This window comes from Rhodococcus sp. NPDC127593 (genome assembly GCF_042671975.1).
Lineage (GTDB): Bacteria > Actinomycetota > Actinomycetes > Mycobacteriales > Mycobacteriaceae > Rhodococcus_F.
Genome location: NZ_JBHXWI010000014.1, coordinates 155,649 through 176,046, shown reverse-complemented (window position 1 = coordinate 176,046; position 20,398 = coordinate 155,649). Strand labels below are relative to the sequence as shown.

The window sequence follows — 20,398 nt, the reverse complement described above, 5'->3', positions numbered from 1 at the left end:
TACGTCGAACCGGTAGAGGAATCTTGGGTTCGTGCGGTGATCGCAACACCACTGATCAAAGGGTGTTGCACATGGTGAAATATTCTCATCGGATGGTTCCGGAGATCTTTCAAACGTTCTGGGCAGGGATGGCCGCGGGTGAGTTCATCACGGACGCGGCGGAGGCGGCCGGGTCGTATCGCAAACAGGGCGCTCGGTGGCTCGCGGCCTGCGGTGGGGTGCGTCCCCGGCGTGGCCGCAACCTCAAGGGCAGATGTTTGACGTTCGCCGAACGTGAAGAGATCGCCATCGGCATCGCCGCAGGTCACACCCTTCGTGACATCGCGAAAGCCCTGAACCGGAGTCCCTCGACGATCTCGCGCGAGATCGCCCGCAACCGTGAAACCTCCGGGCGGTACCGAGCCAGATCGGCGCACGCAGCCGCCTACCACCGGGCGTCCCGGCCCAAACCGTCCAAGCTCGCCACCCACCCGCAGCTGCGCGAGACAGTGGAGAAATCCCTGACCGAGCGCCATTCACCCGAACAGATCGCGGGCCGACTCCGACTCGAGTTCCCCGACGATCAACAGATGCGGGTGAGCACCGAGACCATCTACCAATCGCTCTACCAACCCTCGCGCGGCGGACTCGAACACACCCTCACCCGATCGCTGCGGACCGGACGTGGGCTGCGCCAACCCAGCCGGAAGACCGGCCAGCGCAAGAATCGGATCCCCGACATGGCCAACATTGCCGACCGCCCCACAGACGTGAAAGACCTTGCAGTACCGGGACATTGGGAGGGGGATCTCATTATCGGCAAACGGAATCTGAGCGCGATCGGCACACTCGTCGAGCGGTCGACCGGCACCGTCATGCTCGTTCATCTGCCCGACGGCTACAGACCCGAGCAGACCGCGCCCGCGTTGACCGAACAGCTCGAGACGCTGCCCGCGATCCTGCGCCGGACCCTGACGTGGGACCAGGGTTCGGAGATGCGGGACTGGAAGAGCGTCAGCGCGGCCGCCGGCATCGACATCTACTTCTGTGATCCCCACTCACCCTGGCAGCGCGGGACCAACGAGAACACGAACGGCATTCTCCGTCAGTACTTCCCCAAAGGCTCAGACCTGAGTGTGCACTCGAAAGCGGACCTGGAGTGGGTGTCACGGCAACTCAATGAGCGTCCCCGGAAACGGCTAGACTTTCGCACACCCATCGAAGAGATGGACCGACTGCTGTTGCGATGACCGCCAGAATCCGCCGAACCGCGTCGACCGCGACTTGCACATCCGCGCGGTCGTGTTCACCGGGACACACCCCGGGCGGTCGTCTGCGATGTCCGCTGGCTGCAGGAAGAGGATGCGGCGGTCCCACCGTTGGGCCGTCGCGGTGCCTCCGCGATCGCGCGGGTCGCCAGAAGCGCTGATCGCGCCCGCGCCCTCGAGCCCGTGGTGCGCAAGACCCCGCTGTGGTCGCCGTCCAACAAGACCGCACTCCGGCCGACGCAGCCACCTGACTCGAACTACCGCATCAGGAGGCCAGGAGCGCTCGGGCGTTCTCGAGCCCTGCCGTGAGAATCTGCTCCACCGCCTGCTCGCCTGTCATCGCTCGCGCCAGCTGCATGCTCGAGATGAGGACAGTCATCAGCCCGACTGCTCGCGTCCTGGCCAGAGTGGGATCAAGGGACCAATCCCTTGCCAGTCGATGCGCGACCTCATCAACGATCGCGGCAACGCCGCGCTGATAGGTCACACCTACTTCTCCCCCCTGCCGCGCGATCTCGTCGAGCAGCGCGGCGGACGGGCACCCGTTGGCGACGTCCTCGCGGTGATCCAGCGACAGGTACCAGCGGACGTAGTCGGTGAGGGCTTCGCGTCCCTCGGGGAGCTGGGTGATGGTGGCGGCCTGTGCTTCGAGCTGGTCAGCGACGACGGCAGCGATGAGATCGTCCTTCGAGGCGAAATGCGCGTAGAAGGCCCCGTTCGTCAGTCCCGCATCGGCCATCAACGCAGTGATGCCGGCACCATCGATCCCATCTCGCTTGAGGCGACGACCAGCCGTCTCGATGATGCGCCGTCGCGTCGCTTCCTTGTGATCACTGGCGTATCTGGCCATCAGAGCATCCCTTCCTCATCCACCTCTTGATTGTATGACGATCATCATATTATGATCGTACTCCAATTAACGTCTGGAGTGACCATGACCAATCCCACAGCGACTCTGAGCGACCCGCTCGACCTTCCCTGCGGTCTGCGCCTGCCGAACCGCATCGCCAAAGCCGCGATGAGTGAGGCGCTCGCGGGCAGCGACAACGCTCCGAACGAGCAGTTGGCACGCCTTTACCGCCGCTGGGGAAAGGGAGGCTACGGACTGCTCATCACCGGCAATGTCGCGGTGGATCGCACGCAGCTCGGGGAGCCCGGCAACGTCGTCATCGAGGACGACCGCGACCACGATGCCCTGGCTTCGTGGGCCAAGGCGGCACACGACGGTGGTACACCCATCTTCGTTCAGTTGAATCACCCTGGGCGTCAGGCCAACCCACTCAACTTCGGCCACACTCCCGTCGCTCCCAGCGCTGTCGCGTTGGCGATGCCCGGCGCAGCGACACCGCGCGAACTGAGCGCCGCCGAGATCGAGGACATCGTTGATCGATTCGCCCGCGCTGCGACCATATGTGAGGCCGCCGGGTTCGACGGCGTTCAGATCCATGCTGCTCACGGCTACCTCGTCACCCAGTTCCTCTCTCCCCTGGCGAACCTGCGCACCGACGCATGGGGCGGTGACCCCGAACGACGCAGGCGATTCCTGCTCGAGATCGTCCGACGCACCCGCAAGGCAGTCAGCCCGGGGTTCGCCGTGAGCGTCAAACTCAACTCGGCTGACTTCCAGAAGGGCGGCTTCACCGAGGCCGAGTCACGCGACGTCGTTGCCGCCCTCGTCAACGAAGGCGTCGACCTCATCGAGATCAGCGGCGGCAGCTACGAGTCCCCGGCCATGTCGGGCTCCGCAGCGGCGAGCACCCGCGCTCGCGAGGCGTACTTCCTCGAGTACGCGGCCTCCGTCAAGGACATGGCAGGAGGCGTGCCGATCGCTGTCACCGGAGGCTTCCGCACCCACGCGGGCATGGAAACGGCCGTGACGAGCGGCGAGTGCGACCTCGTGGGCATCGCACGCCCTTCGGCCACCAATCCCGAGGCTGCTGCCGACATCTTCGCCGACGAAGACGCTGAGTTGACGACACACGAAATCAGCTACGGGCTTCGCCCGCTCCTGGGTCGTGTTGCCGACCTCAAGCAGCTCGACGGACTTCTCAACATCAGCTGGAACACCGACCAGCTGCATCGGCTGAGCCGCGGCGAGGAGCCAGACCTGAAGCGCGGCCCGATCAGGACCACCGCCGCGATGGTGCGCCGCAACGGACGCGTTGCTTTCGGCAAGCGTCGGAGCCTGTGATGAGGTTCCTGCCGCGCCCCAAAACCTACGACCTCAGCGGCAAGGTCGTCTTGATCACCGGCGGTAACGGCGGGATCGGAAGCGCGACGGCCGATGAGTTGCTCCGCAGGGGTGCGCGGGTCACCATTGCCGATCTCGCACCGGAGACCCCTGGACGCGCTTCGCGACTGCACGCCACCGACGCACTCGGGATGGTTGCCGACGTACGCCGACGCGACGCGCTCGCGGCCGCGGTCGCTGCGACGGTTGACCGCTTCGGCCGCCTCGACGTGGTGATCGCCAACGCCGGTCTCCTGCCGAAGGCAGCAACACTGCGAACGACACCAGAATCCGACGTAGACAATGCCTTGGCAGTCAACGTCTCGGGCGTAGTCAACACCGTCGACGCCGCCCTGGAACAGGTGCTGGCCCACCAAGGCCAAATAGTCCTGATCTCGTCGGTGTTCGCCTTCGTCAACGGCATGGGCACCATCCCCTACGCCATGAGCAAGGCAGCAGTCGAGCAGCTCGGCCGCGGTCTTCGCATCGAACTCACCGACGCCGGTGCTTCCGTCCTGACCGCCTACTTCTCCCTAGTCGACACCGACATGATCAAGCACGGCGTCGACGAGGACCAAGTGGTCCTCGACCTCCTCGGAGCACTCCCGCGGCAGATGATGAAACGAGTCACACCGAAGTCGGCAGCCATCGCCATCGCCGACGGGCTCGAACGCCGCGCACCCCGCGTCGTCCACCCCTCACGGTGGGCCATTATCTCAGCTGCACGCGGCGTGATCGGACCAATTCTCGACAAGAAGCTGACCTCCGACCGCACCGTGCTCGACATCCTCGCCCACTTGGATCAACGCGGCCCACAACCCCAGACCTCCACACCCACCACTGCGCGAAAGAAGATTTCATGACCACCTGGAAAGACGTCCCGAACAGCAACATCGACGTGGACGGCGTGCGCTTCGTCTACCGCGAACTCGGCGCCGACACCGATGTCCCGGTGATCTTCCTGCACCACTTCACCGCGACCCTCGACGACTGGGACCCCCGCGTCATCGACGGCATCGCCGCCCAGCACCGCGTCATCGCCTTCGACAACAAGGGGATCGGCGGCACCGGCTCCACGGTGCCCACCGACCTCGAACAGATGGGCGCCGACGCCATCGCCTTCATCCGGGCACTCGGCCACGAGAAGGTCGACCTCTTCGGCTTCTCCGTGGGCGGCGCCGTGGCACAGATGATCGCCCTCCAGGCACCCCACCTCGTACGTCGCATGGTCATAGCCGGATCCGGACCACGCGGCGGCGGCGGAATCTGGAAGATGCCGTTCATCGTCGGCGGCGCCTACGCCAAGGCGGCACTGGCCCGCAAGGACGCGCGCCACTTCCTCTTCTTCCCCCGCACCCCCGAGGGCAAGAAGGCCGCCAACGCCTACTTCGACCGCCTCGCCGAGCGCACCACCGACCGCGACAAGCCGATCTCGAACCAGGCCCGCCTCGCGCAACTCCGCGCCATCACCACCGGCGGACTCCACGCACCAGACGACCTCTCGAAGATCACGGCACCGACCTTCGTCGCCAACGGCGACAACGACCTCATGGTCGCCAGCGAACACTCCGAGGACCTGGCCAAACGCCTGCCCAACTCCACGATCACGATCTACCCCAACTCGGGCCACGGCGGCGTCTTCCAGCACCACGAGACCTTCGTCCCCGAAGTCCTGAAGTTCCTCGCCGACTGACACGACTCCCACCCCCCAGCTCAGCTCGCCGAAGATCCACGCTGTCCACAACGAACCAAGGAGCCGAGCTCGATGTTCAACATTTCCGTCCTCCTGGAGGACTCCGCCCGCAAGTACCCAGGACGTGAGGCACTGGTGCTGGGTGATACCCGCCTGACGTACGCGCAGGTCAACGCGGCCGCCAACCAGGTGGCGAACCTGCTGGTCGAAAGAGGCATCGAACCCGGCGACAAGATTGCCCTCAGCAGCCCCAACATCCCCTGGTTCCCCATCGTGTACTACGGGGCTCTCAAAGCAGGCGCCGTCGTCGTCCCCCTCAACGTTCTCCTGAAGTCCCGCGAGATCGCCTACCACCTCGCCGATTCCGACGCCGTGGCGTACTTCTGCTTCGAAGGCACCCCGGAACTACCGATGGGCACCGAAGGCCACAACGGATTCCAGGCCTCCAACGCCAAGCACTTCCTCCTCATCACGGCGGACCCAGCCGCACCCAGCCCCATCGATGGAATGGAGACTCTCGGACAGGCATTGGCCACCATGTCTGCGTCGTTCGAGTCCGTCGCCACCGAGTCGACCGACACGGCCGCCATCCTCTACACCAGCGGAACCACCGGACAGCCGAAGGGCGCCGAACTCTCGCACGCGAACATCTCCTTCAACTCCCTCACATGCAACCGCCTCTTCTCCAGCGAGCCTGCGACGGACACGCATGTCCTGGCGCTGCCCTTGTTCCACACCTTCGGCGCGACCGTGCAGATGCACGCCGGCTTCTCGATGGCCGCAACGTTGCACCTGGTGCCCCGCTTCGATGCAGGACAGGTCATTGACCTCATGCAGCGCGAGGCCATCACGTTCTTCGCTGGCGTCCCGACCATGTGGTGGGGGCTACTGGAAGCGTTGACCGACGACGTGGACGTCGAGCGGATCGCGCAGAACCTCCGCATCGGTGTATCCGGCGGTTCGAGTTTGCCGGTCGACATCATCACCCGAGCACAACAGAAGCTCGGAGTGCAGATTCTCGAGGGCTACGGCTTGTCGGAGACTTCGCCGGTCGTCACCTTCAGCGACCCCGGCCAGGCTCCCCGACCCGGGTCGATTGGTGTTCCCATCTGGGGCGTCGAGTGCAAGCTGATCGACCAGGACTGGAACGAGGTGTCCGAGATCGGTGAGATCGCGATCCGGGGACACAACGTCATGAAGGGCTACTACAAGCGCACCGACGCGACTGCTGAAGTGTTGCGTGACGGTTGGTTCCGTACCGGTGACCTGGCTCGCAAGGACGAGGACGGCTTCTACTACGTCGTCGACCGCTCCAAGGACATGATCCTGCGCGGAGGCTTCAACGTGTATCCCCGTGAGATCGAGGAAGTCCTCATGGGCCACCCTGACATCAGCCTCGCCACCGTGATCGGCGTCCCGCACGAGAGTCATGGCGAGGAAATCAAGGCATTCGTCATCCTCGACACCGGTGTCGATACGACCAGCGACGACCTGCTCGCCTGGGCCAAGGATCAGATGGCCGCCTACAAGTACCCACGCATCATCGAGATCGCGAACTCACTTCCCATGACCGCGACAGGAAAGATCCTCAAGCGCGAACTGCGGTGACAGGATCGCAGAACGTGGCCGGGGCGCCCATCCTGATCGGGCGCCCCGGCCACGTTCGTTTGCACCTCCGCCAGCGGTGGTGACGTCCGTGGTGCCAACACCATCGCCGCAGTTCGCGTGGCCGGCAAGCCTGTGCCGCGACGGAGATCCTGCACGGCGTTGACGCAGTCGTACAGACGTTCACACACCTGGCAAGCCGCCACCGCTTCTCTGAACAGATTCCGTCGCGGTGGAGCCCCGTGCGTGCTGTTTTCCGTTCCGCTGCAGCACATCCGGTACGGAACGCTGTCGGGAGATCTCCCGTAGCCGATCGAAACGCGCCCAGATTTCGCCGTCCTCAATTCGGTACGGACGTGATTTTCCAGTCGGCTCCCAGGTGGTGCAGGAAGACGAGAGGTACGCCGCCGCGCGATCCGTGCTCGCGGTAGACGAAGGTGACTCCGCCGGCAGACGGTGCTGGTGGGCGCGTCCTTGGTCATGAGGTGGCCTTCTGAACTGTCGATCCACATTATCTTATGTTCGTACGATAATCGACACGACAATCCCGCTTGTGAATGAGGGTTCGGACATGCGCTCGAACTGAGCCCGAACCCCTGCCTATCCGGAGTGGAGTTGCGGACCAGCAGATCCTGCACTGCTGTTGCGGTCGGCGATCGTGACCCCGGAACGTGCAAGGCGGTTACGGAAGTTCAATTCTGTACGAGGTTTCAGTGCTGGAGGAGGACACGAACCTGGTGTTCGATGTCCTGCACTATGTCGTCGACGGTGCTGGCGATGTTGGTCGTGGCCGCCATGCTGAGGAGCATGATCGCGGATACGATGTGTGCCAACGTGGCTGCATCGCGTGCGCTGACACTCTCGTCGCGCTGCAATACGGCAGCGATTGCTTCCTCGGTCTGCACGGTCAGGACAAGCGCGTCACGGTGATGAGGTTCCTCAGGGTCACCGAACACGATTTCCCGCAAATAGGTTCGCCCATTATCGATCTGGGTTCGGTTACATTCCACGACCGGACGGACGATCGCGATCACCGCCTCGAGCACGTCGGTCGTGCTCTCAGCGGCCGCCCTGCCTCTGGTGAGCGCGTCGGCATAGCTGGAGTTCTGCACGAGCAGAAGAAGCTCACTCTTGGTCTTCGCATAGAGGAACAGCGTCCCGGTACCGATGTCGGCTTTGTCCGCGATCTGCTGAGTGGTGACCTCGTCGACACCGTGCTCGGTGAAGAGCTCGCGAGCGGCCGCGGTGATGCGGTCGAGCTTTTGCTGCTTGTTCCGCTCGCGACGACCGACTGCCTGGGGTGTGACTGACATGACGGGGAATCCTTCGGAATAGATTCTGACTACGCTCGGTTCTGAGTATAGTCACCCGAGTCTGGAGATGCATCGCCCTCGCGCACCATTCCTCGCCGACGTGGATGGCGTAGCACTGCTCGACTCCAGTCTGCGGCGACCTTCCTTGACCGATCGACGTAAAGGATCAACCCTCACGTGACCAGTTCCCCACTCTGGCAGCCGTTCACACTCGGCCGCGTGGAACGTGCGAGCCCAGTCATGGCACCTGGTCGGTGAGCTCGCCACGCTGAACCTAGCCTACCTACACATTCACCACATCGGCGACGACCAACTGCTCCGCTCGTTCCGCGATGTATGGCCAACCGTGCTGCTTCGTAGTTTCTCGTGCGCGCGAACACGATGCACGCGCCCGGTCAGTGGGCGAGGAACTCGAGCACTGCGGGGACGAACTTGTCGTGGTTCTGGAAGATGCCGCCGTGACCCGAGTCGGGGTAAATGATGAGCTCGGAGCCCTTGATTCGGTGGTGGAGGTCGTCGGAGAGTACCGAGGGCACCATTCGGTCGTTATCGCCGTTGGCGATCAGGGTGGGCTGTGTGATCGTGGACAGATCGACCGGCGTTGCCCGGCCCCACTTCTTGATCGCTTTCAGCTGTGTCTGAAATGCTTTCACTTTGATGGGTGCGTCGCGGTCGGCAGTGCGCTCTTCGAGGCGCTTCACGAACGCTTTCGCGGCGCGTTTGCCGGTGGCGTTGCGGTTGAAGAACAGGAACTCCTTCGGGTCCGACCGAGTCAGGGTCGCCCGCAGCGTGTCGTAATAGGTGGTGCCTGCGACCTTGTCGATGTTCTTCCCACCGGCAGGGCCGGTGCCGGTAAGAATCAGCTTGCGCACCAGTTCAGGGTGTTTGACGACGAGGTCCTGGGCGATCATGCCGCCGAGGGAGAACGAGAAGATGTCGACCTTGTCGAAGCCGAGGGCGTTGATGAACTTCACGGCATCGTCGGCCATTGCCTCGATGCTGTCGGGAACGGTGCCGGTGGAGGCACCGACGCCACGGTTGTCGAAAGCGATGACGTGGTGATTCTTGGCAACGGGATCGATGATGCGGGGATCCCAGTTGTCCAGGGTCGCGGCGAGGTGGACGAAGAAGACGACGGGGATCCCGCCCTTCGGTCCCAGCTCACGATACGCGTAGGTGACACCGCCGGCAGTGACGGTGCGTGCCGGAGCGTCTTTGTACGTGGTGGTGATGTTTTCTGGTGTGGGGTTGTTCGTGTTCATGATGTTCCCTTGCGCTGTCGATTGTCGTTCGTGTTGTGAGGTGCTATTCGTGCTGTGAGATTGGTGTAAAGACGGGGATGGTTGTTCCGGTCGGTGCGTACGGTCAGGTGTTGCTGATCACGGATTTCCCGCGGATGCCGCCTTGCTCGAGTCGCCCAAGAGCCTGGATGGTCTGATCGAATGGGGAGACACGTCCGACGACTGGACGTAGCGCCCCTGTGTCGACCAGGTGCGCGATGCGGCGTAGCTGATCGCCGTCGGCGCGCATGAAGAGGAACTCGTAGTTCACGCCCAGCTTTCGCGCTTGGCGGCGAATGTGGTTGCTGAGGGCGGTGATCGCCAGGCGCAGTATCGGGTTCAGGCCGGCCTCACGGGCAAAGGCCGGGTCCGGGGGTCCGGCGATTCCGATCGCCGTGCCACCCGGCTTCAACACACGCAGCGACTTCTCGAGGTTCTTCCCGCCCAGGCTGTCCAGAACCAGGTCGTACCCCTGCAGGATCTGTTCGAAGTCTTGGTTGCGGTAGTCGATGACGGTGTCGGCACCGAGCTCGCGGACAAAGTCGGCGTTGGTGGCGCTGGCCGTGGTCGCGACAATCGCACCCAGGTGCTTGGCGAGCTGGATCGCGATCGTCCCGACTCCGCCGGCACCGGCGTGGATGAGGATCTTCTGCCCGGGCTGTACGTTGCCGCGCTCGACGAGCGCCTGCCACGCGGTCAACGCCACCAATGGAAGCGAACCCGCCTCCTCCATGCTGATCGATGCCGGTTTCAACGCCAGATCGGTCTCGGCGACGGCAATACGTTCGGCGAACGTGCCGATGCGGTCCTTGTCCGGCCGGGCAAATACCTCGTCACCGGGCTTGAATCCCCGTACCCGCGAGCCGACCCCGATGACGGTGCCGGCCACGTCGTTGCCGAGGATCAGCGGCAGCGTGTACGGCAGGATCTGCTTGAATTCGCCCGCCCGGATCTTTTCGTCGAGTTGATTGAGTCCGGCGGCCTGCACTTGGACGAGCACATCACCCTCCCCGACTGCAGGCTCGGGTACGTCCCGCTCCTGCAGTGGACCCTTGTACTTGTCGACGACGAACGCTCTCATAGCGTGATACTCCTTCTTCGGTGATGGACCAGGGCTGACGCAGGGTGCGCTGCCAACGACAATGGAAGTCCCTTGCGCGGCGCCGAACTCGCGGTGAGTGTGAAAGTCGACCCAATGACCGGAATCTGGGCACAACCATGTGTGCGCCCGCCAGACGGCGCGCCACCTCGATGGCATTCGCGACCGGCACCATCCGATCACGGTCACCGTGAACGATGAGCACTGGCCATGTCCATCTCCTGAGCTTCACTCCACACCATAGCCGAGCAGACTCAATTATGAGTGTGCTCATAAACATTGTCAAGGTCTGACCTCGAAGCCGATCCGACGCCGGAAACGAGCCGGCCGGGCCGGAGACCGCCTCGTCGGCGGACTCTTTGACGTCGCTGCGGTAGGAGTCGGTGATGTCGATGTAGAACCCGCTGGTGCCGATCACCTGACCGGTGTCGTCGTGCAGACGGTCGCCGACGACCACGACCTCGTGCATCGTGCCGGTGGTGTCGATGATGCGATGTTTGCTGCTGAACGGTTCGGCGTCGTTGATCATCCGGTTCAGAACGCGGGCGACGCGTGGGTGGTCGTCGGGATGCTTGTGGGACAGCAGCAGCTCGGCTCGCCGGGCTGGTAGCCGTGCATCCGAGCGACGGCGTCGGACCACTCCCACCGCTGCCCATCCAGCAGGAACCGGAAGCTGCCCACCCGTTGCGGCTGCGATTCGGCGGTTCGCGGTGTGCGGCAATGGTCGGGTGGCCGCGCAGATTCGGCACCGTGGCACCTCCCGACCTTGAGCCGGTCGGCGACAACCGCGTTCGCACAGATCACATCGCCGCGTCCCCCGTCGACAGACCATCACCGCGAAGCCGGCAGCGTGACAGCATGGCACACCGCGCCCGAACCTGTTGGGCCACACAGGCACCGCCGAATCAGAAATGGTGGAGAGTATCCGGCCGACAACGGTTGTAGCACGCGAAGAGGCCAGTTCCACACGAGCCGACTGGTTGCACGCCGGCGGCCCATCTCGACGAATAGGATAGGGAAGTGACCACGAGGACGAAGAGTCTCGAGCAGATGCTCGCCGAGCGCCTGGTCGATCGCGGCGCAGCCGAGACGCACAAGGCCAACACCAACAGATCTCTAGTCTTCCCGATTGCCTGTATGCGAAGCAAAACAGCGCGCTCGGTATGAGGATGATTCGACCGGGACATCTCCATCTGGCACCGGGAGCTATGTGCCCGCAGGAGTGCAGCGCCGCTGCAGCGTGCGCTGCACGGAACACATGAACATCCTGCGGGCCGACCTTGTCCTGCTGCACCGTGGCACGTCGGGTAGTCCCGACTGGAGCTGGAACAGGGCTTGCTACTCGGCAGTGCCCGTCAGTCGGCAAGCTCCCGCTTGGCCGATTCGGTCAGGGTCCAGACGAAGGCAGTACTGATGAGCGCACTAGCGACGAGGTAGCCAGCAGGAGCGATATTGCTACCCGTCCACTCGATCAGCAGCGTCGCCACCACCGGTGTGGTGCCGCTGAAGATTGCGGTGGCTACCGACATCGGCAGCCCGACCGATGTCGTCCGAGTCCTGGTGGGGAACAACTCGCAGAATGTGGCAGGGAAGACACCACAGAACAGGGCAGCAGGCAACCAGAGAAGCAGCTGACCCACAGTAATGGCGGCGAACCCTCCGCTGGACATCAAGAGAAATCCGGGGAAGGACAGCACAAGGACTCCTGCAACACCGGCAAGCAGGATCGGTCGACGACCGTAGTGGTCGGACAGTGCACCGAAAACCGGAACCAACAAGGCGCCGATCACGGTGACGAGCAGAACCGACGGATAGGCAACTGACGCGGGCTCCTCCCGGACAACCAGCAGGTACGACAGCGCGAAAGCCAGCACGGTGTAGGTGCTGGTGGCGAACACGAAGCCCATTCCGAGAAGGCGTGCCATCGGACGCCACTGGTTCCGCAGAGTGGACTTGAGCGGCGACTCGGCAGTCCGCCCTTCGGCGAGCAGTGCAGCAAAAGCCGGCGTTTCGGTGATGTTGGTCCGCAGGTACATGCCGACGAGTAGCAGCGGAAAGCTCAGTAGAAACGGGACGCGCCATCCCCAGCTGTCCATTGCTGCGGAATCGAGTGCGGAATTCAGCAGGTATACGAGCCCGAGCCCGAGCGCGAAGCCCAAGTTGGCGGTTAAGTAGGACACCGATCCATACAGTCCGCGGCGCCCTTCGGGAGCAATTTCCACCAAGTAGGAAGTGGAAGTGCTGAATTCGCCGCCCACCGAAATTCCTTGAGCGATTCGTGCGGCGGTGAGCAGGATCGGTGCCAGTACACCGATCGATGCGTATGTCGGAATGACTCCGATCAGCACCGTTGCCGTGCCCATGATTGTGATGACAACAAACAAGGTTGCTTTTCGGCCCTTACGGTCGGCGAGTTGGCCGAATATCAGGGCACCGAGCGGGCGAGCGAGATAGCCCACAGCGAAAATCGAGAAGGTCGCAAGTAGGCCGGTCAGCGCATCGGTCGAGGCGAAAAACAACTTGCCGAGAAGAGTTGCAAGGGCAGCGTAGACGGCAAAGTCGTACCACTCGAGCAGATTACCGGCTCCGATGCCCAGTAGGGCCCGCCGCCGTAATGCTTCGTGGCTGGGAGGCGCTGTCACGGTGCCGAGAGCTTGGTCAGACATGGATTACCTCCGGGTTTGAGATCTGAAGACCATGAATGTGCAGAACGTCACACCTCGGCGTCAACGTGTTTGAAGCCTCATGCAACCTAGGTCACGCGCCTGGGTGACTTCGGTCGCGTGGCGTGCTGCCAGTCCGGAACCTTCGGTATCTCGGGGGTGTGCCTCAAGTCACGCGGTCGCCGGATTCAGGTTGCAGACTGAGCGACCAATTCCACCAACCATGTGAACCGAAACATCGACGAGGAGGGTTTATGACGTACTCCGCGATCCCGGAGTAACGGTGCGGCACTGGAGTCCCTACGTGCCGGAGCCCAGTCCTCGTGGTCGACGATAAGAGCAGGGAAAATGACGGCGATCCCGTAATAGCAGCGCGCAGTACGAAACCTGACCCACGGCCATCCAGAAGTTGAGATTCTCGCCGCGGGGTTCGGGGAGCATCTCCGTAAATGCGGCGACGTGGGCGGCGGCGGCCTTGAGATGTCGGCAGCTGGCGAGGACTTGTTTGAGACCGATCTGCTCCTCCTCGGTCAGGTCGGGCGGCGCAGCATCCAGGACGTGATCCGTCGAACCTTCGGCACCGACCTTCGGATCGGGGCACTCCGGCCTTACGCAACAGCCGGACGTAGTCGCGGACGCCGGCCACGACACTCGTCGATCAAGTCGGCTGCTTCTCCAGGTCGGCGAGATAGTCGTCCAATCCGACGGAGACGGTAGTGTCGGCGCGCTCCCGTAGATGCGTTCGCAGATTTCTCGCTAGCTGGGTCACCGCAGGTCCGGCGTCGAGGATCGGTCGTACTAGCCCGAGTCGAGCGCACTGCTCGGCGAGGGGCAACAGTTCCGTCAGCGCGGAATCCTCCTGTCCCATGGTGGCGAGCACTTCCACCTGCAGCAAGACGGCATTGAGGAATGCCCGCGGGCGGGCCTGCCGGTCGATTGACTCGACGAGGGCGTGTGCCTTTTCGTATACGGGTTCGAGGTCCTGATCGTGTGCGGTCAGTGCTGCCCGGATTTTCGAGTCCTCTTCCATTTCGAAGATGGTGACGGCGATTCCGTTGTTCCGGTTGGGCAGTTGTCGGCTCTCGACGTCCAGAACTGGGGCCCCGAAAGCCGCGTGTCCGATTCCGGCTCGAACTCGTTCGTTGGTGATTCGCGCTGCCAACCGGGGCAAGCCCAGTTGGTGCGCCAGCCGGGCACCCTCATCGAGACGCGCCTTCGCCGCATCCGTCTGCCCGAGCAGAAGTTTCAGCCGGGACCCCGTTCCGTAGGTGGCGACCATGAAGTCGACGGTGCCACCCTCGGCGCCCAAGGTGTGGCTACGGTCGAGGAGTTGATCCGCCTCGGTGAGGTGTCCCTGGTCGTAGAGCAGGTCGCCGAGCAGAGCCGCGGTGAGTCGGGTGCCGTAGCCGAGACCCTTTTCGGCTTCTGTTGCCAGTTCCATGGCGTGCCGGAAGCTGGCCTCGGCCGCCGGGAGATCGAGTTGTTCCCGTGCCGCGATCCCGGCCATGCAATATCCGTAGATGCCGGTGAACGGCCCGGTGGAACGTTGGTGGAAGGGAAGAGCCCATTTCTGCCATCGCAGAGCTTCGTCGAAATCGAACCGGTAGATCGCACGGAAGGACGCGACATCGGCGGCTCCGCACATGACCCATGGTCGTAGTGTGTCCGCTCGGACCATACATCGCTCGACGGCCTCGTCGAGCCCGTCGATCTCGTCGTTGAACGCGGTGATCGTGGCGTGGATGAATGCCGCCTCGACACGCAAATCCGCGGTGGCTCGGTCGTCATCTCCTCTGCCTAATGCTGCCTCCGCAACAGATAGGAACTCCTCGGCGTCGTGAAGGTGATGCAGTAGTGCGTGCGCCCACGCGAGGGCAACCTGGAGGCGGGGCCGGTCGAAAGTTCCCTTCACCGGCAGTTTCGCGGCGAGGCCGAGAAGCGTCCCCATCTGCGACTGCTCGAGCAAATCCATCGCGGCGTCCTCGACGAGCGTGACAGCGTCGTCCTCGGCACCGGCGAGTAGGTGGTGATCGACCGCCTGGCTGAAAAGGTGCCGGTCCGCGAACCACTGACCTGCTTTCCGATGAAGCTCGACAATTCGGTCGGGTCCGTCACGCTCGAGGCGGTGCTGGAGGAACTCGGCGAACAGATGGTGGTAGCGGAACCACTCCCCCTCCTCGTCGAGCCGTCGCAGGAACAGATCACGTGACTCGATGTCCTCGAGCGCCGCTTGGCCTTCCCGGTTGTCGGTGAGTGCGCGTGCCAAGCTGCCGCAGATCTTCTCGGTGATCGACGTGGCGAGGAGGAAATCGAGGGTGCCTCGATCGAGACTGCCGAGGACATTCTCGGCCAGATACTCGCCGATGGCCCGGTTCCCTCCGGACAAATGCTCGATCAGCTCGCGGGGGTGCGGGTGATCGCGCAGTGCCAGCGAGACCAGTTGCAATGCCGCCGCCCATCCGTCGGTCGACTGTTCCAGCTCGACGATGTCAGGTGCGTCCAGGTCGAGACCGGTGCGGTCGACCAGCAGCTGGGTCGACTCGCGAATATCGAAACGCAATGCTGCAGAATCGATTTCAATCAACTCATTGTGCACGCTCATCCTGCTCAGCGGGAGGCCGAGCCGGGTGCGGCTGGTGACGATCAGATGCAGATGGTGGCAGCCGTGCTCGAGGAGGAATGCCAGTGCCGTCCGCGTGTCCTCGCTGCTCACGCGGTGCCAGTCGTCGATGACCAGGGCGACGTGGTGGTCGGAGGAATGAAGCTGGTCGATCAACGAGGTGAGCACATACCTTTCGCGGCCGGCGCCGTGGACTTCGAGTTCACGAACCAGGTCTCGGCCGAAGGCTGGTTGCGCCACCGCAATGGACTCGATCAGGTGGGTGAGGAACCAGATGAGCGTGTTGTCGTCGTTGTCGATTGTCAGCCACGCGGTCGCCACCTCTTCCTCGCGCAGGGCCGCGAGGCGTTGAGCGGCCAGTGTGCTCTTCCCGAACCCCGCGGGTGCATGAATGAGCACCAGACGCGGACGTCCACTCCGGCGCAGCCGCTCGAGCAGCTGCGTGCGCGCCACCGCCGCACCCGGTGTGACCGGTGGGCGGTACTTGGTGGACGCACTCGGTGGCGGGGGGTGATCTCGACGCGTCCCGTGGCTGCGTCGGTACCGAAGATATTCCGACTCGTCGACCTCGACCTCATCCGCGGGCCGGAAGGGGCGGTCGTCGTCACCGACGATCGGAAGCGGGATATCCGCCAACGCGAGACCGATGTGTTCGCCCGCCCGTCGCAGCGCGCCGCCCAGGCCTGCAGCAGTGGTGGGGCGCTCTGCTGGGTCCCGGGCCATGGCCGACTCGATCACCGTGCGCACCGCCTCGGGGACTCCCGCCTCTCGCAGATCGGGCAACGGATCCGTGCCGATGCGCAGCAACTGGGCGAAGACCTGCTCCCCCCGGCGCCGGGCAAACGCCGGGCGGCCGGCCAGTGCCGTGAACAGTGTCGCGCCGAGCCCATAGACATCCGTGGCAACCGATGCGTCGGCGCCGCTGAGCAGTTCCGGGGCGGTGTAGGCGGGGGACCCGGCCACCAGACCCCGGGTGGTCTCCTCGCCGCCGGTGATGCGGGCGATGCCGAAGTCGGTCAACTGCGGCTCGCCGTACTCGGTCAACAGGATGTTTCCCGGTTTGATGTCGCGATGCAGCACTCCCGCGCGGTGCGCGGTCTCCAGAGCACCGGCGAGTTTGACACCGACGGCCAGTGCCTCGGCGGCCGTCAAGGCACCGTGCTTGGTGATCCAGGAGTCGAGGGAATCACGGCGATGAAACGGCATCACGATGTAGGGACGACCGGTGTAGGTGATTCCCGCTTGCAGCACATGGACGATGTTCGGGTGCCCGGACAACCGCCCCATCGCCTGCTGCTCACGCAAAAAACGCGCCCGATCCATGTGGTCCGGATCCGGGCTCAACACTTTGACGGCGACCACCCGGTCGAGCGTGGGTTGCCGGCACCGGTACACGATGCCGAACCCGCCGCGGCCGGCGATACACCCATCTTCGAAACCGTCAGCCGCCAACTCCGCGACGACGTTTACGTCGACCTGTCGTTGCGTGCTCTCGGTGGCATCGTCCGGCATGGCAAGCCTCAGCGCACTTTGCCCGGTTCGTCGATGCGCCGCGCCCCGGCCGACCAACACGTGCCCATGAGGGCCTCCTCGCAATGCGCCTATCTCATTCTAGATACCGGTAGTCAACTGGTCTCCGGAAAGCGCATGTCGACGTCGAGATGGGGCGATTTGGGCGGGGTCGCCGCGGTGACCCGACATCCATAGCGGGAACGGTTCGTTCAGTTGTCGGTGCGGTAGTGGTCGAGCTTGGCCGGGTCGATCGCGATGCCCAGCCCCGGACCGGGCCGCACGCTCATCTTTCCGTCGGTGATGTGCAGGCTTTCGGTGAGCAGGTCGTCGCTCATGTCGAGGTAGTTCGACAGTTCGGCGGCGTGGTGTGCGGTCGTGCGTTGGGAGGCACCAAAGGCGAGCGAGCAGGCGGTTCCGATCTGGCCGTCGATCTGGTTGCCGATGACGACCTCCACCCCGAGGCCTTCGGCGAGGTGTGCGACGCGCAGCGAGTCCGAGAACCCGGTGCGGGCGGTCTTGATGCTGACAGCCGTTGCCGCGCCGGCGAGGATTTCGCGGGTGACATCGGCTGGGGTGGGGGCGCTTTCGTCTGCCACGAAGGGGATCGGGGACTGTCGCACCAGCCAGCGGCGTCCGAGGACGTCGTCGGCGGGGCAGAGCTCCTCGACCCGGGACAGATCGAGATCCTCCATCCGTCGCAGCGCGGTCGCGGCTTCCGATGCGGTCCAGCCGCGGTTGCCGTCGAGATAGAGTTCGGCTCCATCGCCGACGGCCTCGCGGATGGCCTTGCACACCGCGATGTCGAGGTCGATCGGGCGCCGTCCGACCTTGATCTTGAACGAGGTGATTCCGTATTCGCCGGTGATCCGGAGGGCTTCGTCGGCCATGACTGCGGGGTCGGCGAATCCCAGCATGTGGCTCACGTTCAGGTGGTCGGTGTAGCCGCCGAGCAGTTCGTGCAGCGGCCGGTCCACGGTTTTGCCCCAGGCGTCCCAGATGGCCATGTCGATGGCTGCCTTGGCGGTGGGATTGCCGACCGTGCGGTTCAGTTTCTCCCGCACCTGTTCACGTCCGAGCAGTGACATCCCCACGATGGCGGGGGCGAAGACGGTCTCGATGACCGCGACGATGGAGGCCTGGGTTTCGCCGTAGGTGTAGGGGCGCGGGGGCGCCTCGGCGATACCGACGATGCCGTCTTCGGTGACGACCTCGACCAGGACGTGGTCCGCGACGTCGATGTGGCCGCTGGCGAAGTGCAGCGGTTTGCGGTAGGGAATGGCGAACGGGATCGCCCGCACTCGAGTGATTTTCATGATTCTCGTCCTGTTTCGGGCATCGGGATGCGAGCCCTGTCGTCGGGACGGGACCGGCAATCGTGGGGAACTACTGTGCGGGCCTCGTCGCCCGGCTGATACGGCGAGGGATGACGCTCGCCACAGACGTTCGTAGGGAAGTTATCGGCCCCGATCTATCTTTGTCCAAGATTCATTTCTCATTTGTTGATATCCAACCCATATGAATCGAGGTCCGGTGTCGGCAGGGCGGCTTCCCCGACCGCGAGCACACGCAACAGCGCGGGTGAGGTGTTGTCGGTTCGCCAGGCCAGGGCCGGGAAGAGGTGGCTCGGTTCTGTTCCCTCGATCGGCTTGTACACGATTCCGACGGTCTGGACCTGACAGACCGAACTCAGCGTGATGGTCACTCCGGCACCTGCGGCGACCAAGGCCAGTACGGTGCTCGAGTCCGGTGCCACCTGGGAGATCTTCGGGCGAAATCCCGCCGACATGCACATGCTGTACATCGTCAACTGCAGCATCGAACCGCTGTCCTCGGGAAGGCTGACGAAGTCGTCATCGACGAGATCCTCGAGGTGCACACTGTCGCGGTCCGCGAACCGATGTCCCGCCGGCAGTGCACACATCACCCGCTCCGCCTCGACGATCCGATAGCTGAGCTCGGGACGGGCGATCGGTATGCGCACGAACGCGAGATCCAGATCGCCGGCGACGAGCGCGTCGAATGCCTTGTAGACGTAGGTCTGCGACTGCAGGACCAAATCGATTCCAGGATATGCCTTGCGGACCGCACTGGTCAGAAGAGGAAGTATCCGCTGACTCGACGCTCCGGCGAACCCGATTCGGACGCGCCCTTCCTCGCCCGAGGCGATTGCGGCCGCCAGCTCCCGCACGGCCGCGGCCTGGTTCAGTGCCCGCCGTGCCGGTCCGAGCAGCCGCTCCCCCGCGTCGGTCAACCGCACGCTGCGGGTGGTCCGCTGGAACAGCTGGAGCCGGAGCTCGGTTTCCAGTTGGGTGATGCGGTTACTCAGCGGCGGCTGGGCCATGTGCAGGCGGGCGGCGGCACGACCGAAGTGCAGTTCTTCGGCCACCGCGATGAATGCTTCGAAATCACGCAGGTCCATGAATCCTCACACTAATACTCTGACGATATTAGTTGCCACCAGATTCGTATTGGATTTGCCGGTTCAGGTGGGTAATCATGTGAGTAACGCCACCTGGCGCGGTACTCGCCACCGGTCACTCCCGAGAGGGCCTGGTCCGAGCGTCCTGGCACACCCGGCACAGGGGCCAACACCGCACGGAGCCGTCGCGCACCGTGCACGAAGGAAGGAAACACGATGTATCTGCGCCTGCACCACGTGAACGTGACCTCGGACGATATGGGGGAGTTGGGCAAGTTCTACTCCGACGCCCTCGGACTCAGCGAGATCGCCAGCCCCCCGATGATTGCGACGTCTCGGTCGGCGGACAGCGGCGATTCGGGTGACGAGGAGTGGGCGACGCGCGCGCGCTTCTACGATGCCGGCGACAAGGACGAGCTTCAGCTGCATGCCACACGCCGCCAGCCGTATCTCGCTCTGACAGAGGGTCATACGGTGAATCCCCTCATCGGCGGACATGTCGCCTTCCGCACCGACGATATCCAAGCCGTGATGGAGCGCCTGCGCAACAACAACATTCCGTTCGACGACTGGGGCATCTGGTCAGTCGAGGGCTGGTACCAGATCTTCCTGACCGACCCGGCAGGAAACATGATCGAGATCCATCAGGTCATGGAGCCCGACGACGAGTCATGAGCCACCGTCCGACCGGCACGTGCTCGCTTCCGGACTAGGACA

14 protein-coding genes and 1 pseudogene are annotated in these 20,398 nt (G+C 63.8%); 6 read left to right on the top strand and 9 right to left on the bottom strand.

Annotated features, from left to right (window positions below; all coding sequences use genetic code 11):
• Window positions 1-71: 71 nt before the first annotated feature.
• Entirely contained in the window at window positions 72-1,229 is a 1,158-nt protein-coding gene (locus ACFVJ3_RS15845) for an IS30 family transposase (RefSeq protein WP_378452913.1), read from the top strand.
• A gap of 283 nt (window positions 1,230-1,512) precedes the next feature.
• Here the strand turns inward: ACFVJ3_RS15845 and ACFVJ3_RS15840 are convergent, their stop codons facing one another.
• Window positions 1,513-2,097, bottom strand: a complete 585-nt coding sequence (locus ACFVJ3_RS15840; RefSeq protein ID WP_378452912.1) for a TetR/AcrR family transcriptional regulator — start codon at window positions 2,095-2,097, stop codon at window positions 1,513-1,515.
• 84 nt (window positions 2,098-2,181) lie between these two features.
• Between ACFVJ3_RS15840 and ACFVJ3_RS15835 the strand changes: the two genes are divergently transcribed.
• The 4 genes from ACFVJ3_RS15835 (at window position 2,182) to ACFVJ3_RS15820 (ending at window position 6,778) form a co-directional block, all read left to right on the top strand.
• A complete protein-coding gene (locus tag ACFVJ3_RS15835; protein ID WP_378452911.1) occupies window positions 2,182-3,438 on the top strand; it encodes an NADH:flavin oxidoreductase/NADH oxidase family protein in 1,257 nt (418 codons plus the stop codon).
• Window positions 3,438-4,340, top strand: coding sequence for an SDR family NAD(P)-dependent oxidoreductase (locus ACFVJ3_RS15830; RefSeq protein ID WP_378452910.1), 903 nt, complete (start codon window positions 3,438-3,440; stop codon window positions 4,338-4,340). The genes ACFVJ3_RS15835 and ACFVJ3_RS15830 overlap by 1 nt, the downstream gene beginning before the upstream one ends.
• The gene (locus tag ACFVJ3_RS15825) at window positions 4,337-5,170 is read left to right on the top strand and encodes an alpha/beta fold hydrolase (RefSeq protein WP_378452909.1); all 834 of its coding nucleotides are present in this window, start codon (window positions 4,337-4,339) and stop codon (window positions 5,168-5,170) included. Before ACFVJ3_RS15830 ends, ACFVJ3_RS15825 begins: the two co-directional genes overlap by 4 nt.
• A 72-nt stretch (window positions 5,171-5,242) precedes the next feature.
• The gene (locus ACFVJ3_RS15820; protein ID WP_378452908.1) at window positions 5,243-6,778 is read left to right on the top strand and encodes a long-chain fatty acid--CoA ligase; all 1,536 of its coding nucleotides are present in this window, start codon (window positions 5,243-5,245) and stop codon (window positions 6,776-6,778) included.
• A gap of 707 nt (window positions 6,779-7,485) precedes the next feature.
• Here the strand turns inward: ACFVJ3_RS15820 and ACFVJ3_RS15815 are convergent.
• The 8 genes and pseudogenes from ACFVJ3_RS15815 to ACFVJ3_RS15780 form a co-directional block, all read right to left on the bottom strand.
• Window positions 7,486-8,088, bottom strand: a complete 603-nt coding sequence (locus tag ACFVJ3_RS15815) for a TetR/AcrR family transcriptional regulator (RefSeq protein WP_378452907.1) — start codon at window positions 8,086-8,088, stop codon at window positions 7,486-7,488.
• A 395-nt stretch (window positions 8,089-8,483) separates the two neighbouring features.
• Window positions 8,484-9,350, bottom strand: a complete 867-nt coding sequence (locus ACFVJ3_RS15810) for an alpha/beta fold hydrolase (protein ID WP_378452906.1) — start codon at window positions 9,348-9,350, stop codon at window positions 8,484-8,486.
• A 103-nt stretch (window positions 9,351-9,453) separates the two neighbouring features.
• Window positions 9,454-10,449 (bottom strand): NADP-dependent oxidoreductase, encoded by a 996-nt coding sequence (locus ACFVJ3_RS15805; RefSeq protein WP_378452905.1) that lies wholly within the window; start codon window positions 10,447-10,449, stop codon window positions 9,454-9,456.
• A 292-nt stretch (window positions 10,450-10,741) separates the two neighbouring features.
• Window positions 10,742-11,148 (bottom strand): annotated as a pseudogene (locus tag ACFVJ3_RS15800) (PAS domain-containing protein); the annotation flags it as partial.
• A 674-nt stretch (window positions 11,149-11,822) separates the two neighbouring features.
• Window positions 11,823-13,133: an MFS transporter gene (locus tag ACFVJ3_RS15795; RefSeq protein WP_378452904.1), complete on the bottom strand. Its 1,311-nt coding sequence runs from the start codon at window positions 13,131-13,133 to the stop codon at window positions 11,823-11,825.
• Window positions 13,134-13,788: 655 nt separating this feature from the next.
• Window positions 13,789-17,262: a protein kinase gene (locus ACFVJ3_RS15790; protein ID WP_378452903.1), complete on the bottom strand. Its 3,474-nt coding sequence runs from the start codon at window positions 17,260-17,262 to the stop codon at window positions 13,789-13,791.
• 209 nt (window positions 17,263-17,471) lie between these two features.
• Entirely contained in the window at window positions 17,472-18,575 is a 1,104-nt protein-coding gene (locus ACFVJ3_RS15785; protein ID WP_378452902.1) for a mandelate racemase/muconate lactonizing enzyme family protein, read from the bottom strand.
• Window positions 18,576-18,754: 179 nt separating this feature from the next.
• Window positions 18,755-19,681: a LysR substrate-binding domain-containing protein gene (locus ACFVJ3_RS15780; RefSeq protein ID WP_378452901.1), complete on the bottom strand. Its 927-nt coding sequence runs from the start codon at window positions 19,679-19,681 to the stop codon at window positions 18,755-18,757.
• 216 nt (window positions 19,682-19,897) lie between these two features.
• Between ACFVJ3_RS15780 and ACFVJ3_RS15775 the strand changes: the two genes are divergently transcribed.
• Window positions 19,898-20,356, top strand: a complete 459-nt coding sequence (locus ACFVJ3_RS15775; protein ID WP_268788894.1) for a VOC family protein — start codon at window positions 19,898-19,900, stop codon at window positions 20,354-20,356.
• Window positions 20,357-20,398: the final 42 nt, after the last annotated feature.